General features: G+C 69.6%; 24 protein-coding genes. 13 read left to right on the top strand and 11 right to left on the bottom strand.

Annotated features, from left to right (window positions below; translation table 11 throughout):
• Positions 1–49 precede the first annotated feature (49 nt).
• Genes FHU38_RS21755 through FHU38_RS21765 form a run of 3 tightly spaced genes read left to right on the top strand, consistent with a single transcriptional unit; the run spans position 50 to position 2674 of the window.
• Positions 50–1690: an acyl-CoA carboxylase subunit beta gene (locus FHU38_RS21755; RefSeq protein ID WP_167174495.1), complete on the top strand. Its 1641-nt coding sequence runs from the start codon at positions 50–52 to the stop codon at positions 1688–1690.
• Between the two features lie 45 nt (positions 1691–1735).
• Positions 1736–1963: an acyl-CoA carboxylase subunit epsilon gene (locus tag FHU38_RS21760; protein WP_167174498.1), complete on the top strand. Its 228-nt coding sequence runs from the start codon at positions 1736–1738 to the stop codon at positions 1961–1963.
• A gap of 42 nt (positions 1964–2005) precedes the next feature.
• A complete protein-coding gene (locus FHU38_RS21765; RefSeq protein WP_167174501.1) occupies positions 2006–2674 on the top strand; it encodes a Maf family protein in 669 nt (222 codons plus the stop codon).
• Positions 2675–2678: 4 nt separating this feature from the next.
• On the opposite strand, the gene FHU38_RS21770 is transcribed toward FHU38_RS21765, so the two are convergent.
• Positions 2679–3383, bottom strand: a complete 705-nt coding sequence (locus FHU38_RS21770; protein ID WP_167174505.1) for a hypothetical protein — start codon at positions 3381–3383, stop codon at positions 2679–2681.
• A gap of 177 nt (positions 3384–3560) precedes the next feature.
• Between FHU38_RS21770 and FHU38_RS21775 the strand changes: the two genes are divergently transcribed.
• The 6 genes from FHU38_RS21775 (at position 3561) to FHU38_RS21800 (ending at position 8869) form a co-directional block, all read left to right on the top strand.
• Positions 3561–5336: an acetyl/propionyl/methylcrotonyl-CoA carboxylase subunit alpha gene (locus FHU38_RS21775; RefSeq protein WP_167174508.1), complete on the top strand. Its 1776-nt coding sequence runs from the start codon at positions 3561–3563 to the stop codon at positions 5334–5336.
• A 62-nt stretch (positions 5337–5398) separates the two neighbouring features.
• A complete protein-coding gene (locus FHU38_RS21780; protein ID WP_167174511.1) occupies positions 5399–5815 on the top strand; it encodes a DUF1707 SHOCT-like domain-containing protein in 417 nt (138 codons plus the stop codon).
• Between the two features lie 9 nt (positions 5816–5824).
• On the top strand, positions 5825–6346 hold the full coding sequence (locus FHU38_RS21785) for a GNAT family N-acetyltransferase (protein ID WP_167174515.1): 522 nt from the start codon (positions 5825–5827) through the stop codon (positions 6344–6346).
• Entirely contained in the window at positions 6343–7641 is a 1299-nt protein-coding gene (locus FHU38_RS21790; protein ID WP_167174518.1) for a hypothetical protein, read from the top strand. Before FHU38_RS21785 ends, FHU38_RS21790 begins: the two co-directional genes overlap by 4 nt.
• The gene (locus FHU38_RS21795) at positions 7638–8525 is read left to right on the top strand and encodes a hypothetical protein (protein ID WP_167174521.1); all 888 of its coding nucleotides are present in this window, start codon (positions 7638–7640) and stop codon (positions 8523–8525) included. The genes FHU38_RS21790 and FHU38_RS21795 overlap by 4 nt, the downstream gene beginning before the upstream one ends.
• The gene (locus FHU38_RS21800; protein ID WP_167174524.1) at positions 8522–8869 is read left to right on the top strand and encodes a hypothetical protein; all 348 of its coding nucleotides are present in this window, start codon (positions 8522–8524) and stop codon (positions 8867–8869) included. The genes FHU38_RS21795 and FHU38_RS21800 overlap by 4 nt, the downstream gene beginning before the upstream one ends.
• Before the next feature lie 34 nt (positions 8870–8903).
• On the opposite strand, the gene FHU38_RS21805 is transcribed toward FHU38_RS21800, so the two are convergent.
• On the bottom strand, positions 8904–10613 hold the full coding sequence (locus FHU38_RS21805) for a glycerol-3-phosphate dehydrogenase/oxidase (RefSeq protein ID WP_167174527.1): 1710 nt from the start codon (positions 10611–10613) through the stop codon (positions 8904–8906).
• Between the two features lie 321 nt (positions 10614–10934).
• On the opposite strand from FHU38_RS21805, the gene FHU38_RS21810 reads away from it, so the two are divergent.
• The gene (locus tag FHU38_RS21810; protein ID WP_208416856.1) at positions 10935–11843 is read left to right on the top strand and encodes an MIP/aquaporin family protein; all 909 of its coding nucleotides are present in this window, start codon (positions 10935–10937) and stop codon (positions 11841–11843) included.
• A gap of 21 nt (positions 11844–11864) precedes the next feature.
• Complete coding sequence (gene glpK / locus FHU38_RS21815) at positions 11865–13379, top strand: glycerol kinase GlpK (RefSeq protein WP_167174533.1); 1515 nt, start codon at positions 11865–11867, stop codon at positions 13377–13379.
• Between the two features lie 85 nt (positions 13380–13464).
• Here glpK and FHU38_RS21820 read toward each other — a convergent pair whose 3' ends face one another.
• Together FHU38_RS21820 and FHU38_RS21825 are read right to left on the bottom strand one after the other, a co-directional pair.
• Positions 13465–14250: a VOC family protein gene (locus FHU38_RS21820; RefSeq protein WP_167174535.1), complete on the bottom strand. Its 786-nt coding sequence runs from the start codon at positions 14248–14250 to the stop codon at positions 13465–13467.
• An 81-nt stretch (positions 14251–14331) separates the two neighbouring features.
• Positions 14332–15729: an NAD(P)H-quinone dehydrogenase gene (locus tag FHU38_RS21825; protein WP_167174538.1), complete on the bottom strand. Its 1398-nt coding sequence runs from the start codon at positions 15727–15729 to the stop codon at positions 14332–14334.
• Positions 15730–15827: 98 nt separating this feature from the next.
• On the opposite strand from FHU38_RS21825, the gene FHU38_RS21830 reads away from it, so the two are divergent.
• The gene (locus tag FHU38_RS21830) at positions 15828–16280 is read left to right on the top strand and encodes a gamma-glutamylcyclotransferase (RefSeq protein ID WP_009152544.1); all 453 of its coding nucleotides are present in this window, start codon (positions 15828–15830) and stop codon (positions 16278–16280) included.
• 121 nt (positions 16281–16401) lie between these two features.
• Here FHU38_RS21830 and FHU38_RS21835 read toward each other — a convergent pair whose 3' ends face one another.
• The 6 genes from FHU38_RS21835 to FHU38_RS21860 all read right to left on the bottom strand — a co-directional run bounded on the left by FHU38_RS21835 (position 16402) and on the right by FHU38_RS21860 (position 24337).
• Positions 16402–17307, bottom strand: coding sequence for an endonuclease domain-containing protein (locus FHU38_RS21835; RefSeq protein WP_167174541.1), 906 nt, complete (start codon positions 17305–17307; stop codon positions 16402–16404).
• A 180-nt stretch (positions 17308–17487) separates the two neighbouring features.
• Positions 17488–18777, bottom strand: a complete 1290-nt coding sequence (locus FHU38_RS21840; protein ID WP_167174544.1) for an amidohydrolase — start codon at positions 18775–18777, stop codon at positions 17488–17490.
• A gap of 243 nt (positions 18778–19020) precedes the next feature.
• Entirely contained in the window at positions 19021–19305 is a 285-nt protein-coding gene (locus tag FHU38_RS21845; protein ID WP_167174547.1) for a hypothetical protein, read from the bottom strand.
• 33 nt (positions 19306–19338) lie between these two features.
• Positions 19339–20340: a methylmalonyl Co-A mutase-associated GTPase MeaB gene (meaB, locus tag FHU38_RS21850; RefSeq protein WP_167174550.1), complete on the bottom strand. Its 1002-nt coding sequence runs from the start codon at positions 20338–20340 to the stop codon at positions 19339–19341.
• A gap of 2 nt (positions 20341–20342) precedes the next feature.
• Entirely contained in the window at positions 20343–22520 is a 2178-nt protein-coding gene (gene scpA / locus FHU38_RS21855; protein ID WP_167174553.1) for a methylmalonyl-CoA mutase, read from the bottom strand.
• Entirely contained in the window at positions 22517–24337 is a 1821-nt protein-coding gene (locus FHU38_RS21860) for a methylmalonyl-CoA mutase family protein (RefSeq protein WP_167174556.1), read from the bottom strand. Before FHU38_RS21860 ends, scpA begins: the two co-directional genes overlap by 4 nt.
• 202 nt (positions 24338–24539) lie before the next feature.
• On the opposite strand from FHU38_RS21860, the gene FHU38_RS21865 reads away from it, so the two are divergent.
• A complete protein-coding gene (locus tag FHU38_RS21865; RefSeq protein WP_243852726.1) occupies positions 24540–26270 on the top strand; it encodes a serine/threonine-protein kinase in 1731 nt (576 codons plus the stop codon).
• A gap of 38 nt (positions 26271–26308) precedes the next feature.
• Here the strand turns inward: FHU38_RS21865 and FHU38_RS21870 are convergent, their stop codons facing one another.
• Positions 26309–26944, bottom strand: coding sequence for a MerR family transcriptional regulator (locus FHU38_RS21870; RefSeq protein ID WP_167174562.1), 636 nt, complete (start codon positions 26942–26944; stop codon positions 26309–26311).
• Between the last annotated feature and the right edge of the window lie 29 nt (positions 26945–26973).

Raw genomic sequence — 26973 nt, forward strand, 5'->3', positions numbered from 1 at the left:
GACGTGGCACACCCCTGCGGCCAACTGAGGGTCGTTAAGCTGCTGTTTCATGAGCAGCGCGACGGAGCCGATCGGCACGCCCCCCGCAGAAGAACCGGACATCCACACCACGGCCGGTAAGCTCGCCGACCTCTACCTGCGCTACGACGAGGCGGTGCACGCCGGGTCGGCGCGCGCGGTGGAGCGCCAGCACGCCAGGGGCAAGAAGACCGCACGTGAGCGCATCGACCTGCTGCTCGACCCCGGTTCCTTCGTCGAACTCGACGCGCTGGCCCGGCACCGCTCCACCAACTTCGGGCAGGACTCCAACCGGCCCTACGGCGACGGGGTGGTCACCGGGTACGGCACCGTCGACGGCAGGCCGGTGTGCGTGTTCAGCCAGGACGTCACGGTTTTCGGCGGCTCACTCGGCGAGGTGTACGGCGAGAAGATCGTCAAGGTGATGGACCTGGCGATCAAGACAGGCAGGCCGATCATCGGCATCAACGAGGGTGGCGGCGCGCGCATCCAGGAAGGCGTCGTCTCGCTCGGCCTTTACGGCGAGATCTTCCGCCGCAACACCCAGGCCTCCGGTGTGGTCCCGCAGATCTCGCTCATCATGGGCGCCAACGCGGGTGGGCACGTGTACTCGCCCGCGCTCACCGACTTCGTGGTGATGGTGGACCAGACCTCCCAGATGTTCATCACCGGACCCGACGTCATCAAGACGGTGACCGGCGAGGAGGTGACCTTCGAGGACCTCGGTGGTGGCCGCACCCACAACACGAAGTCCGGCAACGCGCACTACCTCGCGGGCGACGAGGAGGACGCCATCTCCTACGTCAAGGAGTTGCTCTCCTTCCTGCCCGCCAACAACCTCTCCGAACCTCCGGTGTTCGACTCTCCCGAGCCGACGGGTGAGTCCATCCCGGACGGTGTCAGCGAAACCGACCTGGAACTGGACACGCTGGTCCCCGACTCGCCGAACCAGCCGTACGACATGCACGAGGTGATCAAGCGGGTCGTGGACGAGGGCGAGTTCCTCGAGGTGCACGAACTGTTCGCGCCCAACGTGCTGGTCGGGTTCGGCCGCGTCGACGGCCACAGCGTCGGCATCGTCGCCAACCAGCCGACCCAGTTCGCGGGCTGCCTCGACATCGACGCCTCGGAGAAGGCCGCCCGGTTCGTGCGTACCTGCGACGCGTTCAACGTGCCCGTGCTGACCTTCGTCGACGTTCCCGGCTTCCTCCCCGGTACCGACCAGGAATGGAACGGCATCATCCGGCGGGGCGCGAAGCTGATCTACGCCTACGCGGAGGCGACGGTACCGCTGGTCACCGTCATCACCCGCAAAGCGTACGGCGGCGCCTACGACGTGATGGGTTCCAAGCATCTCGGCGCGGACGTCAACGTCGCGTGGCCGACCGCCCAGATCGCCGTGATGGGCGCTCAGGGTGCCGCCAACATCGTGCACCGCAAGACCATCGCCAACGCGGCGGAAGCGGGCGAGGACGTGGAGCAGCTGCGGGCGCGGCTGATCCAGGAGTACGAGGACACGCTGTGCAACCCCTACGTCGCCGCGGAGCGTGGCTATGTCGACGGCGTGATCCCGCCCTCGCACACCCGCGGCTACGTGACCAGGGCGCTTCGGATGCTTCGGGACAAGCGCGAGACGCTGCCGCCGAAGAAGCACGGCAACATCCCGCTGTGATCGCGAAAGGCCGCTGCCATGTCTGCCATGTCGGAAGAAGCTGCCATGCCTGAGCAACCGGAACATTCCGGGCCGCTGCTGCGCGTCGTGCGCGGCAATCCCGACGACGCGGAGGTGGCCGCACTCACCGCCGTCATCGCCGCCGTGGCCGCCTCCGGTGAGCAGGAGGCCAAGCCCGCCACCCGGTCGCTGTGGGCCGACCCCGCGGCGCGACTGCGGGCACCGCTGCGGCCCGGACACGGGGCCTGGCGTGCCTCCGGGCTGCTCCGTTGAGGCGGCGGTGCGTGCGCGGTGCGATCACATAGCCTTTGCCGCGTGCGTTTCGTGCTGGCCTCGGCCTCCCCAGCTCGCCTCGCGGTGCTGCGCGCGGCGGGGATCGAACCGAGTGTGATCGTCTCCGGCGTCGACGAGGAGGCCGTCGCAGCCGGACTGCCCGACCCTTCACCGTCCGAACTGGTCACCGCACTCGCCATGGCGAAGGCCGACGCCGTGGCCCGCTCCGCGGACCTCGCCGCTATCACACACGGGTCGCACGCCGAGGCCCACGAAGGTGCCGAGGACGCCGTCGTGGTCGGCTGCGACTCGATGCTCGCGATCGGTGGCGAGGTGGTGGGCAAGCCCGCGACCGCTGAGGTCGCTCGCGCACGCTGGGCCGCCATGGCAGGCGGCACCGGCGAGTTGCTCACCGGGCATGCCGTGGTGCGGGTGAGCGACGGTGAGACCGTCGGCGTCGCGAGCGGAACCCAGTCAACGACCGTGCGGTTCGCTTCCCCCACCGAGGCGGAACTCGAAGCCTACCTGCGGTCGGGTGAGCCACTTGCCGTGGCGGGCGCGTTCACTTTGGACGGTCTTGGCGGCTGGTTCGTCGAAGGCGTCGACGGCGACCCCTCCAGCGTGATCGGAATCAGCCTGCCGCTGACAAGGCGACTCCTCGCGGAGGTGGGCGTGAGCGTCGTGGACCTGTGGCGAGACGGCGAGGGCTGACCCGCTACGAGCAGGCCCCGACCTCGTCGGCCGCGAGGTCCACCTCCGGCCAGCCGCGCAACTGGCCTGGCGAGTCGAACCCGGCCGTGCAGCCGACGAGTTGGCCACGCAGGTCGTAGACCTCGGCGAGCACGGGCGCGCGCCTGCACTGCGAGACCTCGCCTGCACGGCCACAATCGTGCCGCACCACGATCACCTCCGGCGCGGCGTCACCGGCCGCGTCGTCGAGCGTGATGCTGCCCGCGTCGGAGAAGTACGGCCGCTCGGCCGAAGCCCAGCCGTCGCCACGCCAGATGTGCAGCTCGCCCGCCATCCCGCCGTCGTGCGGCCCGCGCACAAGGCAGACCGGGGTGGCGATCTCGACGCAGCGCAGCGAGTCGTGGTTGAGCCGCACCCCCATGCCGGTGATCGTGGTTTCCGCGGTCGTACCCGACGACGGCCCACCGGCCCGCAGTCTGCCCGTGCCGCCGCGGCTGTCGGCCAGCAACTCAACCGGCATGCCGTTGACCATGGCGGACGCCAGGACACGGCACGGTTCGTCACCGCAACCGGAGTAGGACGCCGCCGCCGTGGTCGTCGCCCCACCCGCGCTCGCGGGCGCGGAATCCCCGTTGCGCAGCACCGCCGCCGTCACCAACGCGCACAGGGCCACAGCGAACGACAGCGCCGTCGTGAGCACGACGGCGCGCGGCGCCGACGTTCCCGCCACTGGATCCTCCTCCCTCAGCGTGCCCTGCGCGTTCGCGCCTGAGGGTAGGCGAGGTGGTAGCGGACCTTCAGCTACGGCGCCGCCCGCCCTCACCCCTACGTCGCGTGAGCCTCGTCTCGTCTGCCGTGGCAGCGGAGTCCGTAAACTCTCGCGTGAGCAGCTAACAGGGAGGTAAGCGTGCCCGAACCAGCGAGCGTCACCAAGGTGCTCGTCGCCAACCGCGGTGAGATCGCCGTCAGGGTGATCAGAGCGGCCAAGGACGCGGGGCTGGCCAGCGTGGCCGTGTACGCCGAACCCGACAGGGAAGCACCACACGTTCGCATGGCCGACGAGGCCTTCGCGCTGGGCGGCACCACGGCGGCCGAAAGCTACCTGGTGTTCGACAAACTGCTCGACGCCGCCAAGCGGTCCGGCGCCGACGCCGTGCACCCCGGCTACGGCTTCCTTTCCGAGAACGCCGACTTCGCACAGGCGGTACTGGACGCGGGACTCACCTGGATCGGGCCGAGCCCGCAAGCGATCCGCGACCTGGGGGACAAGGTCACCGCGCGGCACATCGCGTTGAAGGCGGGCGCGCCGCTGGTGCCAGGCACGAAGGACCCGGTATCGGGCGCGGACGAGGTCGTCGCGTTCGCGGAGGAGCACGGCCTGCCCGTGGCCATCAAGGCCGCGTTCGGTGGCGGTGGCCGGGGCCTGAAAGTGGCCCGAAGCATGGAGGAGATCCCCGAGCTGTTCGATTCGGCCACCCGCGAGGCCGTGGCCGCGTTCGGCCGTGGTGAGTGCTTCGTCGAGCGCTACCTGGATCGGCCGCGCCACGTCGAGGCGCAGGTGCTCGCGGACAAGCACGGCAACGTGGTGGTCGTGGGCACGAGGGACTGCTCGCTGCAACGCCGCCACCAGAAGCTGGTCGAGGAGGCGCCCGCCCCGTTCCTCACCGCCGAGCAGCGTGAGATCATCCATTCCTCTGCGAAGGCCATCTGCAAGGAAGCGGGCTACTACGGCGCGGGCACGGTCGAGTACCTGGTCGGTGTCGACGGCACGATCTCCTTCCTCGAGGTGAACACCCGCCTCCAGGTCGAGCACCCGGTCTCGGAGGAGACCACCGGGATCGACCTCGTGCGTGAGCAGTTCCGTATCGCGGAGGGCGGCACACTGCCGTTCACCGAGGACCCGCAGCCGCGCGGTCACTCCATCGAGTTCCGCATCAACGGCGAGGACGCGGGCCGCAACTTCCTGCCCGCACCCGGAACGGTCACCCGCCTGGTGTTCCCCGAAGGGCCAGGCGTGCGCGTCGACTCCGGCGTCGAGACCGGCAGCGTGATCGGCGGGCAGTTCGACTCCATGCTCGCCAAGGTGATCGTCACCGGCGCCGACCGTGCGCAGGCGATCGAGCGTGCGCGCCGCGCGTTGGACGAGATGGTCGCGGAGGGCTTGGCGACCGTCCTACCGTTCCACAGGGCGGTCCTGCGTGACGAGGCTTTCGTCGGCGACGGCACCGGGTTCTCCGTGCACACCCGCTGGATCGAGACCGAATTCGACAACACCATCGAACCGTTCACAGCCGCCGAGGAGGTCGAAGCCGAGGCCGAGCCACGCCAGAACGTCGTCGTCGAGGTCGGTGGCCGCAGGCTGGAGGTGTCCCTGCCCGGTGACCTGGCGCTCGGCGGTGGCGGCACCGCCGCCGCTGGCAAGGCCAAGCCGCGCAAGCGGGGCGGCGGCGCGAAAGCGGCCGTCAGCGGGGACGCGGTCACCGCGCCCATGCAGGGCACGATCGTCAAGCTGGCTGTCACCGACGGTCAGCAGGTCGAGGCGGGTGAACTGATCGTGGTGCTGGAAGCCATGAAGATGGAGAACCCGGTCACCGCGCACAAGTCGGGCACGGTCGCGGGACTCGCCGTCGAGGTCGGCTCCGCCGTCAGCCAGGGCGCCGTGCTGGCCGAGATCAAGGACTGAGGCGATCGGACGGCCGCCGGGCTTCGTGGCAGCCACTGATCCATCCGACCTACCATCGAGACGTGGCCGTCGATCGACCGGAGTACCGGCTCAGTGACGCTGAGCGGCGAGAAGCGTTGGACGCGCTTTCCGAGCACGTCCGCAGCGGACGGCTGGACCTGGTCGAGTTCGAGCAGCGGTCGGGCCAGGTGAGCGCCGCGAAGCTACGCGGCGAGTTGGAGCCCATCTTCGCGGACCTGCCGGAGCCGCGGCCGAGTGTGCTTCACACCGTTCGCACGCTCGGGCAGCCGCGGCAGCGAGGCGAGCCGCCGCAGCCCTGGTCGCAGCGGGTCGCGGCAAGCGCCGTCCCGATCGCGGCCATCGTGGCCCTCGTGCTGTTCTTCACCATCGCGAGAGGCATGGTGTTCGTGTTCCTGTTACCTGCCGTGGTCGCGCTCTTGGCAGGGTCTTTGGCCTCCAACCGGCGCCGAGGGCCATAAGATCACCGCGTGGAGCCGGTCGAGATCAACGCGGGGACCTACTACCTTCGCAGCCTGCGGGCGGACGAACTGCTGGACGACCGGCCACGGCTGCTGGCTGCCTTCGCCGATCCGGTTCACCGTCGGTTCGTCCCCCACTACGTCGTCGACACCGTTGAGGCGGCCACCGCCTACGTCGAGCGCCGCGCCCGCGAGTGGCTGGCCGACGAGCGCTGTTCCTGGGCGGTCGCCGAGCCCACTACCGGCGAACTGCTCGGCGAGGTGGGGCTGAAGCGGCTCGATCTCGCCGCGGGCACCGCGGAGGCCGCCGTGTGGCTGCACCCCGCCGAACGCGGACGAGGGATTGCCGCCACAGGGCTGACCGCGGCGTTGCGTTTCGGGTTCGGCGCGCTCGGTCTTCGCTACGTCGACTACCGGCACGAGGCCGCCAATCACGCCTCGGAAGCGGTCGCGAGGAAGTGCGGCTTCACTCTCGTCGACGCGGCGGGCTCCGATCTCCGCTGGCGGCTGACCTCGGACGGCGCCGCGTGAGCAGGGCCGCACCGCTGACGGTGCTGCTCGCGATCGTGTTCACCCTGCTCGGTATCACCCCGGTCGCTCCTGGCCGCGCGGCCGCCGAGGAACCGCTGCCTCCGAAACTCGATGTCGACGCGGCGCTGCGCGCCTTCGAGACTCAGCAGATCTACCGGGCGCCCGGCGCTGTCGCCTACTTCGACACCGAACTCATCCGGCGGGAACTGCCGCCGGACATCCGGGTGCTCATCGCGCCCTTCACCGGCCCGGTCGAGGAAGGCGGAAACTACGCCAGCCACGACGAGCACTACGAGCAGGTGTACGACCAGCTCATGCGGTGGAGCGAGCGGACGGGCAAGAAGTGGGTCAGGGTGGAGGGGTTGCGCGTCTCCTCCAGCGAGGGAGTCACCGCGAGCCCGAGCGACCTGACCGAGCTGCGCAGGGTGACCGCGTGGTACGACGTCACCGACTTGCTGTGGTTGGTGATCCGCCACGCCAAGGGCGTGCAGACCGGCAGCGGGTCGCCGGACCGTCCGAAGGCGCGGGTCGTGACCGCGACACCGCAGCAGCTCACCGAGCTGGAACGGCGGCTGCGCGATGACCCCGTCTACAACGCTCCCGGTCGCGAGGACCCGGTCGAGCTGTCGGTCGAGCGAATCCGCGAACGCACCGGCATGCGGGTGCGGGTGGCGGCGTTCCCGGTCGTCGATCCGAGTGAGCCGATGGTGGACTACGCACGGCCGCTGGCGAAGCGGTTCCCCGGCGAGGTGGTGCTGGTGGCCCAGGGCGGCTGGCTGGAGGTAGCCGGTGCCCACCACCACGAACTGGTCTCCGCCCGCGACTACGCCTACGGCCGCTACGAGGGCGGCAGCTTCGAGCAGGGCATCACCATGACCGACCGGATCGGCACGGTGCTGTTGCGCGCCGACCAGCTGCTGACCGAGCATCCGTTCAGTCGCCCGCCACCGCGAACTTCGCGCCAGCTCATCGGAGCTCTCGCACCGTGGCTCGTCGGCGGGTCGGCCCTCGCGATCGGCGCGATCGCACTGCTGCGGGCACTGCTACGGCGAGCGCGGCAGGCAAGGGCGGACCGTGCCGCGCTACGCGAGGCAGGTGCCGAGGCTTTCGCCGAGATCACCGAACTCGGCAGGCGACTGCTCGACGCCGACGGCGGTCGCGATGCTGCGGCGGCCGAGCGGCATGCCACCGCCACCACCCTGTTCGAGCAGGCGCACACGGCCGGTGCCATGGCCGAGGTCCGCGACATCGCGATACAGGGGCAGCGGCTGCTGCGAGAGGAGCGGGGTTCGTGACGAGGCGGATACCCGCATGGGGCTATGCAGCGCTACTCGGCGTCGTGGGGTTCCTGATCGTGTTCAAGCCGTGGCAACTGCCGAGCGAGCGGGCCCGCGAAGCGGCCCAGCACCTTCGCGACAGCTCCGTCTACGTCGCGCCGGGCGCACCCGGACTGGTCGACCCGGTGCGGGCCCGCGAGGTGATCGGCGATCGGGCGATCGTCGTCGCGATCTTCGACGACGAGCCACCGCGCGAGTACGCCGACGAGGAAGACCCGAGCCGGGCACTGTGCGACGAAATCGCCACGCTGGTGCCGACGAACCTGGTCATCGTCTTCTCCGCCGACGAAGGCGAGTACGCCAGCACCTACTGCGACGGACCAGCCTTCCCCGCGCCCACGCGCGGCGACGACTCCGCCGAGGACTTCTCCTTCAAAGTCATCCTCAAGGCAGAGGCCTCCTGGCAGTATCGCGTCACCGACACCGACCTCACCCCGGAGATCGAGGAGTACGCCCTCGCCTTCGATGCCGAAGCCGCCGAAGCGTACGGCGAGATTCCCCGGCGCGGCCCCGTGGACGACGTCACCGACGTCGGCCGGTTGCTGCTCACGGGTGCGGCAATGGTGTCGGCGACGGTGGTGCTGTTCCTGCTGCTGCGTGGGACCGCGCTGGCACTGCGCAACAGGGTCGGTGCCCGGGGCGCGGCCGCTCGCCGCCGCGCCGCCGTCGACGCGCGGCTGAACCGCCTCGCCGACCGCGTGCTGCACCCGGACGGGCCTGCTGACCCGGAACACGCCAAGGAGTACGTGCTCATCCTGCACGAGTTCCGCGAGGCGAGCGACGGTCCGCGGCTGGCGGAGTTGCAGTCGCGGATCACCGCGCTGGAAAGGCAGCTGCTGTGACCTGGCTGTGGCTCACCCTCACGGGCGTCGCGTTGGCCGCGGGCGCGGTGATCCCCGTGATACTGCACCGGCAGCCGCATCCCGGCAGGGCGGCGATCGCGGCGCGCTCCCGGTACCACCTGCTCGGCCACCACGTCGAGGTAACTGAGCCGGTCACCGACCCGGAGGCGGCGGCCCTGCTTCGCTCGGCCCGGGAGCGCTGGCACAGCGCGGGTGCCCTGCTCGCCTCGGCGAGGTCGCGCCAGGACTTCGAGCTGGCTCGGCGGGTGGCCGAGGAAGGGCTCTGCGACGTGACGCGAGCCTATGCCCTGCTAGGACTGCCGGAACCAGGTCAGCCGTGGTGAGCAGGAGCCGGCCCAGCCGTACCGCGACGGGTACTCAGCCCACCGGCTCGATGAGGTTGCCACGAGCCTCCGGTGCGGCCACCCGCCGCGCGTCCGCCGCCTCGTCGTCGGACTGGCTTTGCGACTCTCGCTCGGCCCTCACCCTCTCGCGATACAGCTCCACTTCCTTCGCCATGGTTTCCTGCGTCCAGCCCAGCACCCCGGATACGAGTTCGGCGACCTGCTCGGCGCAGTCCACGCCGCGGTGCGGGTACTCGATCGAGATGCGGGTCCTGCGCGCGAGCACGTCTTCCAGATGCAGCGCGCCCTCGTGACTGGCGGCGTACACCGCCTCGACGCGCAGGTAGTCCGGCGCGGCGTCAAGCGGGCGCAGCAGGTCGTGCCGCTCTTGCGCCAGTGCCAGCACCTCGTTGACCAGTGAACCGTAGCGATCGAGTAGATGCCGGACGCGGTACGGGTGCAGCCCGTGTGCCGCGGCGAGGTGGTCCGCCTGGTTGACAAGGGCGTGGTAGCCGTCGGCTCCCAACAGCGGCACCTTGTCGGTGATGGAGCCGCGAACGCGGCCAGGCAGATCCACCGAAGCCGCATCCACGGCGTCGGCGGCCATCACCCGATAGGTGGTGTACTTGCCGCCCGCGATCGCCACCAACCCCGGCGCCACCCTGGCCACCGCGTGCTCGCGCGACAGCTTGGAGGTCTCCTCGCTCTCACCCGCGAGCAGCGGCCGCAGTCCCGCGTAGACACCTTCGATGTCGTCGTGGGTCAGCGGCGTGGCCAGCACCTCGTTGACGTGGTCCAGGATGTAGTCGATGTCGGACCTGGTCGCGGCCGGATGCGCAAGGTCTAGGTGCCAGTCGGTGTCGGTGGTGCCGAGAATCCAGTGGTTTCGCCACGGGATGACGAACAGCACGGACTTCTCGGTGCGCAGGATCAGACCTGTTTCGGACACGATGCGGTCGCGCGGCACCACGATGTGCACACCCTTGCTCGCCCGCACGCGGTACCGGCCACGGCTTCCGGACAGCCGCTGCAGTTCGTCGGTCCACACACCTGTGCAGTTGACGACGACGCCCGCGTTCACCTCGGTCTCCGCACCGGTCTCGACATCTCGGACCTTCACGCCGGACACCCGGTCCGCCTCCCGAAGGAAGTCCACCACCTGGGTGGAGGTGCGCACCACCGCGCCGTAGTGCGCCGCCGTTCTGGCGACGGTCATCGTGTGCCTTGCATCGTCGGCCTGGCCATCGAAGTAGCGAATGCCGCCGATCAAGGCGTCGCGCTTGAGCGCTGGCACCATCCGCAGCGCTCCGGCCTTGGTGAGGTGCTTCTGCCCAGGCACCGAACGGGCGCCGCCCATCGTGTCGTAGAGCAGCAGACCGGCAGCGGTGTAGGGCCGTTCCCACAGGCGGTGGCGCAACGGGTACAGGAAGCTCACCGGCTTCACCAGGTGCGGAGCCAGCCGGGTCAACATCAACTCCCGCTCCCGGAGTGCCTCGCGCACCAGGCCGAACTCCAGCTGTTCCAGGTAGCGCAACCCGCCGTGGAACATCTTGCTGGAGCGACTGGAAGTGCCCGAAGCCAGATCCCTGGCCTCCACGAGCGCGACGCGCAGCCCTCTGGTGGCCGCGTCGAGCGCTGTCCCCGCACCGACGACACCCCCGCCGATGACGACGAGGTCGAAGTCCTCCCTGCCCAGCCGCTCCCACGACTCAGCGCGGTTGGCGGGCCCCAATGACACGGTCACGCGTTCCTCCTCGCCACGGGTTTCGGGGCGTGGGGCATGGCAACCCCACCTCTCAGCATGGCATGTCCCGCGCCGGACGGCGGCAGTTCGAAGGCGCGCTGATGGGACTCGACAACACGATGTTGATCTGTACTGTTAGTACTTCACGTCGCTGGAGGAGGTTTAGGCACGCACAGGTCGGCAAGTCTGTGTCGCCTGGCGTATCGCGGACCTCGCCAGGGACGCGTGCCCCGACGCAGGGGCGACGGGTGCCAAGCCACACATGGAGGTGTAGGCGTGAGTGAAAGGGCCTCCGGACAGCGAACCAGCGTCTTCTCCAGAATGCGTGCCACGACCGGCGGCGAGATGCTGGCGGAGTTCCTGGGCACGGCTGTCCTGATCATGTTCGGTACGGGATGTGTCGCGGTCGCGGTGGTGGGCCTGCCCGAGTCGGGGCGGCAGACTGTCGACTTCGGTGCTGGCAACTGGTTGATCATCGCGTTCGGCTGGGCGCTGGCCGTCGTGTTCGGCGTCTACGTCGCGGGAGGCGTCAGTGGCGCGCACATCAATCCCGCGGTCACGCTGGCGTTCGCCATCCGCAGGAAGTTCCCGTGGGCAAAGGTGGCGCCGTACTGGCTGGCGCAGGTCCTCGGCGCGTTCGCGGGAGCCGCGGTGGTCTACGCCGTGTACGGGCCCGCGATCAACGCGTTCAACAACACGCAGGGCATCGCGGACGGAGCGGACTCACTACCCACATTCTCGATCTTCGCGACGTTCCCCGCCGAGTACTTCGGCGGCACCTGGTGGGGTCCCTTCGTCGACCAGATCGTCGGTACCGCGCTGCTCGTCGGGGTGATCGCCGCACTGATCGACAACCGCAACCAGGCCCCGCTGAGCAACTTCGCCCCCTGGGTCATCGGCTTCGTCGTCGGCGCCATCGGGCTCAGCTTCGGAACCGGCGCAGGCTACGCCATCAACCCGGCGCGTGACCTCGGCCCTCGCTTCTTCACCTGGCTTGCAGGCTGGGGTGACACAGCGTTCCCCGGCAACGGTGATTGGTTCAGCAACTACTGGTGGATACCGATAGCCGGGCCATTACTTGGCGGCGTCATCGGGGTGATCATCTACGACCTGTTCATCGGTCAAGTTCTCACGGCCAAGGAGACGGCGCCCGAGGTCGAGCCCTCACCGCCGCCGGGACGTGTCCCGGAGTCGGCGGAAAGCGGCACCACCACCTCCGCGTCGGACTAGCGAAACGGGAGAAGGAGACAGATGGCTTCCTACGTGGCCGCCGTCGACCAGGGCACGACGTCGACAAGAACGATGATCTTCGATCACTCCGGCCAGGTCGTGGCTTCCGACCAGCGCGAGCACGAGCAGATCCTGCCGAAGGCGGGTTGGGTCGAGCACGACGCCGAGGAGATCTGGGCCAACACCAGGGCGACCGCCGCGGGCGCGCTCGCTGCCGCCGACCTCACCACGGCGGACATCGCCGCTGTCGGCATCACCAACCAACGCGAGACCACCCTGGTGTGGGATCGCAAGACAGGCAAACCGGTCTACAACGCGATCGTGTGGCAGGACACCCGTACCGACCGGATCGTGAACGAGCTCGGCGCGGCGGGCGGCGGCCAGGAACGCTACCGCGACACGACCGGGTTGCCGCTGGCCACCTACTTCTCGGGGCCGAAAGTGAAGTGGATCCTCGACAACGTCGAGGGGGCACGGCAGCGCGCCGAGGCCGGTGACCTGCTGTTCGGCAACATGGACACCTGGCTGCTGTGGAACATGACCGGCGGGGTGGACGGTGGCATCCACGTCACCGACCCGACCAACGCGTCGCGGACGCTGCTGATGGACCTGGACACGCTGTCCTGGGACGCCGACATCGCCGCCGACATGGGCATCCCGCTCTCGATGTTGCCGACCATCCGGTCGTCCTCGGAGGAGTACGGCACCGTGCGCGAGCGAGGCGCATTCGGTGGGGTTCCGATCGCGGGAATCCTCGGTGACCAGCAGGCCGCGACGTTCGGCCAGGCCTGCCTGTCCCCCGGCGAGGCGAAGAACACCTACGGCACCGGCAACTTCGTGCTGCTCAACACCGGTACCGACAAGGTGATGTCGCAGAACGGGTTGCTCACCACGGTCTGCTACAAGATCGGGTCGAACGACACCGTGTTCGCGCTGGAGGGCGCGATCGCGGTCACCGGCTCGCTCGTGCAGTGGTTGCGGGACAACCTCAACATGATCAGCTCCGCCGCCGAGATCGAGGAACACGCGCGGACGGTCGAGGACAACGGCGGCGCCTACTTCGTGCCCGCGTTCTCGGGGCTGTTCGCGCCCTACTGGCGATCCGACGCGCGTGGTGTCATCGCCGGGTTGACCCGCTACGTCAACAAAGGGCACCTGGCCCGAGCGGTGCTGGAGGCGACAGCCTTCCAGACCCGCGAGGTGATCGACGCCATGAACGCCGACTCCGGTGTTCCGTTGAAGACACTCAAGGTGGACGGCGGCATGGTGGTCAACGACCTGCTCATGCAGTTCCAAGCCGACATCCTCGGCGTGTCGGTGATCCGCCCCAAGGTCAGCGAGACCACCGCGCTCGGGTCCGCGTACGCCGCCGGCCTGGCCGTCGGCTTCTGGGAGAGCGAGGACGACATCCGCACCAACTGGGCCGAGGACAAGCGGTGGGAGCCCTCCATGGATGAGGCGCGCAGGGACCGCGAATACCGCAACTGGAAGAAGGCGGTGACCAAGACCTTCGACTGGGTCGAGTCGGAGGACTGACGGCCGCGACACCCGGCCTCGCCAGCGCTTGGGAGCGTCGCCGCCTTCCGCGGCAGCGACGCTCCCAAGTCCGCTGCCCGGCGGTTCAGTCGGCGGACGCGGTCACCGAGATCAGCGAGAACGCCGCACCCTGGTTGTCCGTGACCGCGCTCATCCTGCCGTAGGGCGAGTCCTGCGGCGGCCGAAGCACACTGCCGCCGAGTTCACCGACTCGCGCCACCGCCACGTCGGTGTCGGTAACGCCGAAGTAGGCCATCCAGTGAGCGGGCACCTCGGCGGGCGTGTCCTCGGGCAGTTGCCCCAGCCCGCCGACCGCCTGCCCGCCGACCGTGAGTGTCGCGTAGGTGAACCCGCCCCCGGACATGTCGTCGAAGCCGTAGCCGAACACCTTGCCGTAGAAGTCCTTCGCGGCGGCGAAGTCGCGGGTCATGCACTCGTTCCAGATCAGCGCGGAGGGGGTGTCGGCCAACTCGACGCCGAGAGTGTCGCCCGCCTGCCACACCCCGAACACCGCACCGGTCGGGTCCGCCGCGACGGCCATCCTCCCCGCCGACATCACGTCCATCGGCTCCACCAGTAGTTGCCCACCCTCGGCGCTGATCGCGGCCGCCGTCTTGTCGACGTCCCCGGTGGCCAGGTATGTGGTCCACGCGGCAGGCATGTTCTCCTGTCCCGGCTGGGTACCACCGATCCCGGCGACCAGCTTGCCGCCGACCGAACACATCAGGTAGTTACCCGCCTCATCACCGGTGTCGGCGAAATCCCACCCGAGCAGGGCGCCGTAGAAATCCATCGCCATCCTCGGATCGGGCACCGTCACATCGACCCAGCAGGGCGTTCCTTCCGGCCACGCCGTATCGCGAACAGTCATGTCGTACTCCACTTCGTCATCGAACCCACTCGTGACGAGTGTCACGACAGGCACCGACGAAACCGTGGAGTGACCGATTCGTCAGTCCAGGTCGTCGTGACGCATGAGTTGCCGCCCCGCCTCCGTGATCGAGCCGGACAGCGACGGGTACACCGAGAACGTCAGTGCGAGATGCTCGACCGTCAACTGGTTCTGCACCGCCAGCGCGATGGGCAGGATCAGCTCGCTTGCCGTTGGCGCCACCACCACCCCGCCCACGACGACGCCCGTGGCGGGCCTGCAGAACAGCTTCACAAAGCCCTGTCGCAGCCCTTCCATCTTGGCGCGCGCGTTGGTCGCCAGCGGCAGCATGATGGTTCGCGCGGGCACCTCGCCGGTGTCGATCGCCTGCTGGCTGATCCCGACGGTGGCGATCTCGGGGTGGGTGAACACGTTCGCGGCCACGGTACGCAGCCGGATCGGCGCGACGCCCTCGCCAAGGGCGTGCCACATCGCTATGCGGCCCTGCATGCTCGCCACCGACGCGAGCATCAGCACCCCGGTGCAGTCGCCCGCCGCGTACACCCCGGGCGCACTGGTACGCGAAACGCGGTCGACGGTGATGAAGCCGCCAGGGCCGGGCTCGATGCCGACACGCTCCAGCCCGATGTCGTTGGTGTTCGGCACCGAGCCCACCGTCATCAGCGCGTGGCTGGCCTCGATCTCCCTGCCGTCGGTGAGGTGAATGCGCACGCCCTTGTCCGTGCGGTCCACCCGGTCGGCCCTGGCGTGCTTGACCACGGTCGTGCCGCGCTGGGAGAACACCTCCTCCAGCACCGCGGCCGCGTCGGCGTCCTCGTGCGGCAGGACCCGGTCGCGGCTGGACACCACGGTGACCTTGACACCCATCTCGGTGTAGGCGGATGCGAACTCGGCGCCCGTGACACCGGACCCGATGACGGCAAGGTGCTCGGGTAGTTCGGGCAACTCGTACAGGTGCCGCCAGTCGAGGATGCGCTCACCGTCGGGAACCGCGCCGGGCAACACGCGCGGCGTGGCACCGGTGGCTATCAGGACGACATCGGCGTCGAGGATCTCCTCGTCACCGTCTGTGGTGGTGACCCCGACCTTGTGTGTTGCGAGCCCTGGCTCCTCGTCTCGGAAGCGGGCCGTACCCGTGATCACCCGCACGCCTTCCCGCTGCACGCGCGCTCGGATGTCGGCGGACTGGGCCAGCGCGAGACCGCGCACCCGGCCGTGCACGGTCGGCAGGTCGATGGCCGCCTGCCCGACGCCGATGCCCAGCTCGCGGAAGCCGTGCAGGCTGGCCCGCGCGCCGGAAGAGGCGATGAAGGTCTTGGAAGGAACGCAGTCGTAGAGCACGCAGGCGCCGCCAAGGCCGTCCCGCTCGACGACCGTGACGTCGGCTCCGTGCTGTGCCGCGACCAACGCGGCCTCGTAGCCTGCAGGCCCGCCGCCCATGATCACGATCTTGGTCAACGTCCGTCCTCCTCGTCACCTGGCTCGCGACCCAACTCTAGGTGGGGACACGCGGACTGCGTCCTTTCGGGTGAGCGTGTGGTCGCTAGGCTGTGGCCGTGCCCTTGTATGCCGCGTACGGGTCCAACATGGATCCCGCTCAGATGACGGAGCGAGCCCCGCACTCGCCGATGGCGGGTACCGGTTGGCTGGAAGGCTGGCGGCTCACCTTCGGCGGTGAGGACCTGAGCTGGGAAGGCGCGCTCGCGACGATCGTCGAGGACCCGGGTTCGAGGGTCTTTGTGGTGCTCTACGACGTGACGCCGCTCGACGAGTCACTGCTGGACCAGTGGGAAGGCGGGGAGCTGGGCCTACACACCAAGATCCGGCTGCGGGTGCAGACCATGGAGGGGTCGGTGCTGGCCTGGTTGTATGTGCTCGACGCCTACGAAGGGGGTTTGCCGTCGGCCCGCTACCTGGGCGTACTCGCTGACGCGGCCGAGGCCGCGGGCGCACCCGCCGACTACGTCGACGACCTGCGCACCCGCCCCTGCAAGCGAGTCGGCCCCTGACCCGCGAGTCCCCCGCTCCCGTCCGCGAGTCCCCCGCTCCCGTCCGCGAGTCCCCCGCTCCCGTCCGCGAGTCCCCCGCTCCCGTCCGCGAGTCCCCCGCTCCCGTCGGCGAGTCCTGCGTTCACGCGGTCAGGCCGCGACGCCGGAACGCGTCAAGGACGGCAGCGACGAGCCTGCTCGGGTCCCGCAAGTCGGCCGCGTCGGCCCGCAGCACGATCCAACCCCGCCGCCGCAGGTCCTCGTCGCGTTCCGCGTCAGCCTCCCTGCTGGCTTCGTGCGCCTCGTAACCGTCGTACTCCACCGCCACCCGGACCTGCGACCAGGCAAAATCCAGCCGATAGAGGACACGCCCGGCGATATCCGTGACCGGGACCTGCTGCTCCGGCACCGGCAACTCGGCCTCGACCAGTGTCAACAGCATCGCGCTCTCCGCAGGAGATTCCGCGAGCCCAGTGGCCAGCCACAGCAGCGACCGGCCCTGCCGCCGCCCCCGTGGGTCCGGCCGGGCCGCGATCCGTTCCTCCACGCGCAACCGAAACGTCTCGCGATCGTGCGGGGACAGAGCCCGCAGCGCCTCGTCGGCACACGCCAGTGCGTCTCGCCGCGAGCCACGACACAGCACCTCGGACAGGGCCAGATCGACGTCCACCACCCGCAGTCCGGCGATCTCGTGGATGTCCTCCTCCCGGACCGAACCGTGATGGACAAGCACCCCCGCCCGGCGCCGCGGCTTGCACCGGTAGGGCACCAGCACGTGGATCGGATTGGTGTCGGCCGCACAGAAGCCGTGCACCCGCAGCGCGCTGTGCTGGCTGAGCATCGCGTCCGGACCCGCGTGCAGCAAGGCTGCGGCGGCGCGGGTCCCGAAGTCGGCGGCGCGACGTGGGTCCACCAGCACCGTGCGCGAGAACGTGGCGAGTCGCCCGTCCCGCAGGGCAGTGCGCAACGCGGCCGAACCGAGTGCTGCCGCGAGGTCCGCACGCAGGTATGCGCCGTGCAGGTCGAGACTCGGAGGGAAGGTGACCATGCCCCAACCGTCGGCTGTCCAAGCACCCTCAGGGAGATGCAATCCACAGAATGTGGATAACTCAGGGTCCTGTGGACAACTCAGTCCGACGTGAACGCAGAACTCACGGTCCTGAGCGCAGAACTCGCGGGCCTGGACGGGGGACTCGCGGGCGAGAGCGGGGGACTCGCGGAAGGGTGGTCAGGCGACCAGCGCCGCCAGGGCCGTATGCACGAACACCCGCACGCCGTTGAACAGCGCCCGCTCGTCGGCTTCGAAGGTGGGCTGGTGCAAATCCCGCATCGCGCCCTCACCCGGCCACACCCCGAGCCGCGCGAACGCACCCGGCACGTGCTCCAGGTACCAGCCGAAGTCCTCGCCACCGGACGACTGCTCTGTGTCGGCCAGTGCGTTGTCGCCGAGCGCCGCTTCCGATCCCGCCCGCAACAGGACGGTGCTCTCCTCCTCGCTGACCACAGGAGGCACCCCGCGCCGGTAGTTCAGTTCGTAGCCCACCCCGGTGGGAGCCAGCAACGACTGCACCGACGAGGCGATGAGCGGCTCGAGCTGCGTCCAGGTCTCGTGGTCGGCTGTGCGCAGCGTGCCTCGCAACAGGCCGTCCTGCGGCACCGCGTTGGCGGCCTCGCCCGCGTGCACCGAACCCCACACCAGCACGGTTCCCGACCGCGGGTCCACTCGCCGAGAGAGCAACGCGGGCAACGAGGTGATGATCGTGCCGAGCGCGTGCACGAGGTCGGCGGTCAGGTGAGGCCGTGAGGTATGCCCGCCTGGCGACGTCAACCGCAGCTCGATCAGGTCGGCCGCCGATGTCAGGGCCCCGATGCGGGTACCGACCTTGCCTACCGGCAGCCGCGGGTCACAGTGCAGCCCGAAGATGCGGTCGACGCCATCGAGCGCACCCGCCTCGATGGCGTCCAACGCACCGCCGGGCATGACCTCCTCCGCAGGCTGGAAGATCAGTCGTACCCTGCCGGGAAGCTCATCGGCCTGTGCCAGCGCGAGCCCCGCGCCCAGCAGCGCGGCGGTGTGCATGTCGTGCCCGCAGGCGTGCGCCACGCCGTCGACGGCCGAGGCGAACGGCAGTCCGGTCGCCTCGGTGAGCGGCAACGCATCCAGGTCGGCCCGAAGCGCGACGCACGTGGGCCCGCTACCGACATCGCACACCACGCCGGTCCCGCCTGGAAGCACCCACGGACGCAAGCCCGCCGAGCGCAGCAGCTTCACCACCAACTCCGTCGTGCCGAACTCGTGTCTGGCCAACTCGGGGTTGGTATGGATGTGCCTTCGCCACGCCACGACGTCGGCGGCGTGGCGCAACAGCCACTCGTCGAGCCAGGCGGGGCCACGGCCCGCGCCGAGGTCGGTCGGCGTGGGGGCCACGGTGACCCCGGAGTCGGTCAGCAAAGCGGCAGCCGTACCCGACCCGCCGTGCTCACCAGGCAGGTCCGGCCGGGAGTCGAGAACGGTCACGCCGCACCTCCGCACGCATCCGGCACGAGGTCGTTGGAGCTCACTGTCTCTCGCTGGGAAATCATTGCCGTACGCATTTGCTCTCAGTCTTGCACCACACAGGGTAGTTGTAACCCAGATGTCCTAATGACGAGACAGAAGGTAGCCCGGTTGCGCTAAGCGGTGACGCAGTGTTCGGCGAAACTGTAGGGCTCTGTCGGTGGCTGAGAGCGTTCGGCAGCCCGCGCCGTCCGCCGAGCGAGCCTAGCCGCCCTGTTGCCGCTTCTTCCTGATGTGCCTTCCCCACAGCACGATGCCGAGCAGCACCGCGGCCGCGGCACCCACCACCAGCCTGCTTCGGTCCTTGTCCGCGTCAACCTCGGTCTGCGGGTCGAGGGTAGGGCCGGGCTCGGGATCGACGTCCTGGGCCGGATACGGCGCCGCTGCGACGAGCGGCTCGGCGGACGAGGTGACCGGTGTCACCGACCCGATGACCACGAAGCTCGCGGCAAGGGCAAGCAGCCCGACCACGACGGCAAGCACACGCACGGGCACCAGTCTGCCCGCTCACGCCCCTTCGCGTCAGCCGCCACGCGGCAGTGGCGCTTCGAACGCCTGGAGAATTCGCTCGGCGGCCAGGGTGGCGGTGAGCCTGCCGTCACGCACCTCCTGCTCCACCTCGGGCACGACCGCGCGAACCCCAGGGTGCGCCTCCAGGCGGTCGAGCAACTGCTCCCTGACCATCGACCAGGTCCAGTCGACCTGCTGCTGCCTGCGCTTCTCGGTCAACTCACCGGTGGACCGCAGCATCTCACGGTGCCTGCCGATCTGCTGCCACACCGTGTCCAACCCGGCACCGGTCAGCGCGCTGCAGGTCAGCACGGGTGGGACCCACCTGGCATCGGGCCCGTAGATCATCCGCAGTGCTCCCGACAGCTCCCTCGCCGCCTTGCGTGCCTGCAACTCGTGTTCGCCGTCGGCCTTGTTCACCGCGATCACGTCCGCGAGTTCGAGCACGCCCTTCTTGATGCCCTGCAACTGGTCGCCCGTTCGTGCCAGCGTCAGGAACAGGAAGCAGTCGACCATGTTGGCGACCGCCACCTCGGACTGCCCGACACCGACCGTCTCCACCAGCACCACGTCGTAGCCGGCGGCCTCCATCAGCACGATCGACTCGCGGGTGGCCCTCGCGACCCCGCCGAGCGTGCCCGACGTCGGCGACGGCCGGATGAAGGCCGACGCATCCGTGGCCAGTCGCGCCATCCGCGTCTTGTCGCCGAGGATGCTGCCGCCGGTGCGGGTCGACGACGGGTCGACGGCGAGCACAGCCACCCGGTGCCCCTCGCCGGTGAGCTTCGTGCCCAACTCGTCGATGAAGGTCGACTTGCCCACCCCGGGAACGCCGGTGATGCCGACCCGTTGCGCGCCGCCCGCGTGCGGCAGCAACTCCACCAGCAGCTCCTGCGCCTGCCTGCGGTGGTCGGGGTGTGCGGACTCCACCAGCGTGATGGCCCGCGACAGGATGCCGCGGTCGCCCGCGAGCACCCCCTTCGCGTATGCGGCGACGTCGACGGTGCGAGGCATGCCTACGAGTGTCGCGCTTGCAGCTGTTCGAGCAGACCGGCGGCGGCCTCGGCGATCACCGTGCCGGGGCCGAAGATCGCCGCGGCGCCCGACTGCCGCAGCTCGTCGTAGTCCTGCGGTGGGATCACACCGCCACAGACGATCATGATGTCGTCGCGGCCGAGTTGCGTCAGCTCCGCACGCAGGGCGGGAACCAGCGAGAGGTGTCCTGCCGCGAGCGAGGAGACGCCCACGACGTGCACGTCGGCCTCCACTGCCTGCCGGGCGACCTCGGCCGGGGTGGAGAACAGCGGCCCCACGTCGACATCGAAGCCGAGGTCGGCGAACGCGGTTGCGATCACCTTCTGGCCACGGTCGTGCCCGTCCTGGCCCATCTTCGCGACAAGGATGCGTGGCCTGCGCCCCTCGGCGCGGGCGAACTCCTCGACCAGTTCCCGAACCGACTCCACCTTGTCAGACTTGCCGACCTCGTCGCGGTACACGCCCGAGATGGTACGAATCTGGCCCGAGTGCCTGCCCCACACCCGTTCGAGCGCCTCGGAGATCTCGCCGACCGTGGCCTTCGCGCGTGCCGCGTCGATGGCCAGCTCGAGCAGATTGGCCTCACGGGACTCGGACGCGGCGCACTCGGTGAGCCTGCGCAGTGCCTGCGTCGTGGCCTCCTCGTCGCGCTCGGCCCGCAGCCTGCGCAGCTTGTCAAGTTGCTGGGCGCGAACCCCTTCGTTATCGACCTTGAGCACGTCGACGTGCTCGTCGGTGTCAAGCCGGTACTTGTTGACGCCGATCACCGGCTGCCGTCCGGAGTCGATGCGCGCCTGGGTGCGCGCGGCCGCCTCCTCGATGCGCAGCTTGGGGATACCGGCGTCGATGGCGCGCGCCATGCCGCCCGCCGACTCGACTTCCTCGATGTGGCCCCACGCCTTCCGTGCCAGGTCGTAGGTGAGGCGCTCGACGAACGCGCTGCCGCCCCACGGGTCGATGACGCGTGTCGTGCCGGACTCCTGCTGCAGCAGCAACTGCGTGTTGCGCGCGATCCGCGCGCTGTTGTCGGTGGGCAGCGCGAGCGCCTCGTCGAGCGCGTTGGTGTGCAGTGACTGGGTGTGGCCCTGCGTCGCGGCCATCGCCTCCACGCAGGTACGCACCACGTTGTTGTAGACGTCCTGCGCGGTGAGTGACCAGCCTGAGGTCTGGCAGTGGGTGCGCAGCGACAGTGATTTGTCGTTGCGTGGCTCGAATCGCTTGACCAGCTTGGCCCACAGCAGCCGGGCCGCTCGCAGCTTGGCGACCTCCATGAAGAAGTTCATCCCGATCGCCCAGAAGAACGACAACCGGGGCGCGAACGCGTCGATGTCCAGACCCGCGTCGATCCCCGCGCGGATGTACTCCACACCGTCCGCGAGCGTGTAGGCCAGCTCCAGGTCGGCGGTGGCCCCGGCCTCCTGCATGTGGTAGCCGGAGATGGAGATCGAGTTGAACCTCGGCATGTGGCGCGAGGTGTAGGCGAAGATGTCAGAGATGATCCGCATCGAGGGCTGCGGCGGGTAGATGTAGGTGTTGCGGACCATGAACTCCTTGAGGATGTCGTTCTGGATGGTCCCCGCCAGCTGCTTGGGCGCCACCCCCTGCTCCTCAGCCGCGACGACGTACAGTGCCAGCACCGGCAACACGGCGCCGTTCATGGTCATCGACACGCTCATCTTGTCCAGCGGGATGCCGTCGAACAGCTGCCGCATGTCGTAGATGGAGTCGATGGCCACGCCCGCCATGCCGACATCGCCCGCCACCCGCGGGTGGTCGGAGTCGTAACCGCGGTGCGTCGCCAGGTCGAAGGCGACGGACAGCCCCTTCTGACCCGCGGCGAGATTGCGCCGGTAGAAGGCGTTCGACTCCTCGGCGGTGGAGAAACCCGCGTACTGCCGGATGGTCCACGGCTGGTTGACGTACATCGTCGGATACGGCCCGCGCAGGTACGGCGCGATCCCGGGATAGGTGTCGAGGAAGTCCAGCCCGGACAGCTCGGCCTCGGTGTACAGCGGCCGCACGCCGATTCCCTCAGGGGTCTCCGATGCCAGCGCGTCGGGGCCCTTGCCGGTGGTTTCGTGCAGCGCCCCGGTCCACTCCGACCGGTCGGCCTGCCGCACACCACCGAGTTCGACGTCGGTGAAGTCGGGGATGCTCATGGGGCCACTCCCAGGGTTTCGAGGGTGCCGGTCAGTACGGCGAGCGCGTCACATCCCTTGTGGACGTACCCGGTAACAGCCGGGTAGTCGGCTGGCTTGCCCGCGAGCAGCACACTCACGGCGCCCGCCTCACGCAGCGCAGCGGCGACCTCGGCCGCCTGCTGGGCGTAGGCCTTGTCGCTGCCGCACAGGCACGCGACCGTCGTGCCGCTTTCACGGAAGGCCGCGACCGGATCGTCGGTCACCCCCGGGTTGATCGGCTCGATCCCGCCCGCCATGAACAGGTTCGCCGCGAACGTCGCCCGCGCGGTGTGGTCGGCCAGCGGTCCGAGCGTGGCGAGGAAGACCGAGGGGCGGCTGCCGGTCTCCGCCAGCCGCGCGTCGGCGCGGTCCCGAAGCCGCTCGTAGTCCTGCGCGTATCGCAAGCGCGGCAGGCCACCTCCCTCGGCCGCCGGTGTGGCGGGCTCGCGTTCGAGGTCGGCCTCTTCCAGCAGTGGGAACTCGCTGACGCCGGTGATCGGGTCTTCCCTGGTCGCGATGCGGGCTCGGCGGGCCTGCCAGGTCAAGTCGAGCCTCGCCGCGAGCGCACCGGAGCCGAGCTCGGCCTCGATGCCTCCCGCCGCTTCGATGGCGGTGAACTCCCGCCACGCCGCCTGCGCCAGCGCGTCGGTGAGGTTCTCCACGTACCACGACCCGCCTGCCGGGTCGATCACCGCGGCGAGCTTGGATTCCTCGAGCAGGATCGCCTGCGTGTTGCGGGCGATCCTGCGGCCGAAACCGTCCGCAAGGCCGAGCGCTGAGTCGAACGGCAGCACGGTCACCGCATCGGCACCGCCCACGCCCGCCGCGAAGCAGGCGACGGTGGTGCGCAGCATGTTCACCCACGGATCACGCCTTGTCAGCATGGCCGGTGAGGTGACGGCGTGCTGGTACATGGCGGTCCCAGGCGCCCCGCAGACCTCGCCGACCCGTGCCCACAGCCTGCGCGCGGCGCGCAGCTTGGCGATGGTCATGAACTGGTCGGTGGAGGCGGCGAAGCGGAACTCCAACTGACCCGCGGCCTCCTCGACGCTGAGCCCCGCCGCGGTGAGCGCACGCAGGTACGCGACGCCCGCCGCGACGGCGGCGCCCAGTTCCTGCGCGTCCGAACCGCCCGCCTCGTGAAACGGCAGCCCGTCGGCGACGACGGTGCGCATCGCCGGGTACTCGCGCGCGACCCGGGCGGCGAGTTCAGCCGACGCGGCCACGTCGTGCGCGCGTCCCGTTCTGGCCAGCAGCCCGATCGGGTCGGCTCCGATGCCACCCGCCACGCTTGTCGGCGGCACGCGCTGGTCCGCGAGCAGCGCGAACAACGCGTCGGCGGCTTCGAGATAGTCCGCTCCGGGGTCGAGCACCACAGGCGCGAGGTCCAGCCGGACCTCGTGCAGCGCGTCGGCGAGCGAGGACACCGGCAACGCGCCCGCGCCGACCCGCAGCCAGCTGGACGTGACGCCGCCTTCCAGGTCGGCGAGCACGGCGCGGTTCGTCACCGCCGGGTCGGGGTGGGTGTGCGACGCGCGCACGTCCCAGCCGGTGAGCACGTGCCCCTCCGGCCTCGACCCGCGCACGAACGGGCTCAGGCCGGGAAAGCCCGCGGCGGGGGCCACGTCGGCCGCCGTGTACAGCGGCTGGATCGCGATGCCCTCGTAGGTGCGCGTGATGAGGTCCTCTGGCCGCGAGCCGGTCTTGCTCAACACGGCCTCGACCAGCCTCTCCCAGTCGGCGCGGTCGGGACGGTCGAACTCGGCCGCCAGTGGCAGCTCAGCCACGTTCGTCATAACTAGTCATGTTAGGGGGGTCACCCTTGCGGTGGTTGTGAGGCAAATCGCCATTAACAAGGCTGGTCCGGCCAACCAGGGAAGGAGAGTTCGCCACAATAGGCCTGTGTCCAACCCGCCATCCAAACCACCGGCTTTCCCCGACGAGTCACGACTCGTCGCGGGCCGATACCGGCTGCGGTCTGTTCTCGGGTCGGGCTCGATGGGCACCGTCTGGTCGGCCTACGACGAGTTCCTGCAGCGGCCGGTCGCGGTCAAGGAAGTCAGGATGCCGCCTGGCGTGCCCGCGACCAGGATCAGCGAGTTACGGGAGCGGACCCTGCGTGAGGCCAGGGCGATCGCGGTGCTCTCCCACCCGAACGTGATCACGCTGCACGACGTGGTCAGGGAGAACGGCGACCCGTACGTGGTGATGGAGTTGCTGCCGGCGCGCAGTCTCGCCGGGCTGCTGCACCAGGCAGGGCGGCTCACGGTCCCGCAGGCCGCCGCGGTCGCCGACGCCGTCGCCGCCGCGCTCGAGGCCGCTCACGCGGCCGGGATCACGCACCGCGACGTCAAGCCCGGCAACGTGCTCGTGGCGGGCGACGGCCGCATCAAGCTCACCGATTTCGGCATCGCCCGCAACGTCTCCGAAGCCACCATGACCCACACCGGCATGATGCTGGGTTCGCCCGCGTTCATCGCGCCGGAAGTGGCCTCCGGCGGTGCGGTCACCTACACGGCCGACCTGTGGGGACTCGGTGCCACGCTGTTCGCGGCCACCGAGGGCCATCCGCCCTACGACGCCGACGGCGACCCGTTCGAAACGGTGACGCGTGTGGTTCACGGCGACGTGCCGAGGCCGTCGGCGGGTCCGCTGGCACCGTTGATCCGTGGCCTGATGGCGAAGCGCCCCGCGGAGCGGATGTCGCTGTCGGAGGTCCGGCGCAGGCTGTACCCGCTGCTGAGGAAGCCACACCACCCGCTGTTCCCCGCCGAACTGTTCCGGCAGGGCGAAGGTTCCCGTGCGGGCAGCGAGGCCAGCGTCACCCGCGTGATTCCACGCATGCCGCCCGCCAAGCCGAGCGAATCCCCTGCGGGCACGCGGCAGTCGAAGCCGGAAAGCACGGGCGGTGAGGCCGGCGCGTTGGCCGCCGACCCGGGGCCACTGCCCTTCGCCGCGAGCGGTTCGGGTTCGACGGGTTCACCAGGTTCGTCAGGTTCGGCGGGTCCCGCCGATCCGGCGGACTCAGCGGGGCTGTCGCCGTCCGCTATCGCGGCCGCGCTGGGCGAGCGGATCGACGCTCGAAGGGCCGCGCTCGTCGCCGTGGCGATGCTGCTGTTCCTCGCGGCCGCGGCGGCGGGTTTCGCGCTCACCAGGGTGGTGGCCGGGCAAGCGCTTGAGCCGCCCCAGCCCGTCGCACCCCACCCGGCGGCCAGGCCCGCGACACAGTCGCTGGAACTGCTCACCCGGGAAGGCGACGCGACCAACCTGCGAGGGGCCAAGGGCGGCCTGTTCTCCGTGGAGGTGCCTTCCAACTGGGTGCGGTTCACCAGCCAGCGGCCCGAAGGTGCGTTGCCGACATCGACCATGGTGCGTTTCGTGTCCCCCGATGGCTCGCAGGTGCTCGGCGTGGAGCATTTCGCCAACTACTTCCCGGACCTGGCCGCGCAAGACTACGTGCGGGCACTGGCCGGGTACTGGCCGGAGTCGGACTTCACGCTGGTGCGTTCCGACCCGCTGGCCGACGGCCGCGAGGGGGTGCTGCTGGGCTACCGCACCGCGGAGCGCGGCAGCGGGCAGCGGGCGAGCAACAGAACCACGCAGGCCGAGGTGTTCCGCAGTGACTCCAGCCTGTGGGTAGTGAGCGTTACGGTGCCGCTGGAGCGGGAGCGGTTCGGCCGCAGCCAACTGTTCGACCGGATCGTGCCGACGTTTCGGATGACCAGTTAGCGGTGAGTCACAGTGGGTTGGCGGGAACGGCGCCTGCCTCATCCCCGCCTTTCGTCTCCGAAGCGCCGCGCCGAGACGTTGGCCTGCGCGATCCTGCGCAGCGCCACGAGAACCGCGTCGCCGAGCACGGTGCCGACCACCGCGCTTTCCACGATCGACTCGGTGGTCGGTAGCCCGACCACGAACTCCAGGTCGGACTCGGCGAGCCGATCGGCCGCCTCTGCGTAGGTGTCGAGGGCGTCGACCAGCCGCGCGTGTCCGAGGTTGCGCAGTGTGCACAGCACTCCCACCAGCGCCTGCACCGGCGCCTGCCTCAGTTCCAGTCGCCAGCCACGTTTGGCCGCGACCTCCTCGACCCGCTGGATCGCCCACTGTTCTGTCCGCTGGTTGGCGCTTCCGCGATTCAGCGGCAGCCCGTGCTGGGCGATACCGAGCACGTCGTAGGTTCGGTCGTGGGAGTCGATGGCGGTGAGGATTTCGCGGACCGAAGCGATGGAAAGCCCACCGACTTCAAGCAGCGCGCGCACCAGCCTCAGGCGGCGCACGTGGGACTCGTCGTAGCGCGCCTGGTTCGGGCTGGTGCGCTCGCCCGGATGAAGCAAACCCTCGCGCAGGTAGTACTTGATGGTCGCGACCGCGACACCTGACCCCCTGCTCAACTCGGCCATTCGCATCGACGCTCGCCCTTCCCTCGCACCCTCCC

It is taken from the genome of Saccharomonospora amisosensis (assembly GCF_011761185.1).
In the GTDB taxonomy this organism is placed as follows: Bacteria; Actinomycetota; Actinomycetes; order Mycobacteriales; family Pseudonocardiaceae; genus Saccharomonospora_A; species Saccharomonospora_A amisosensis.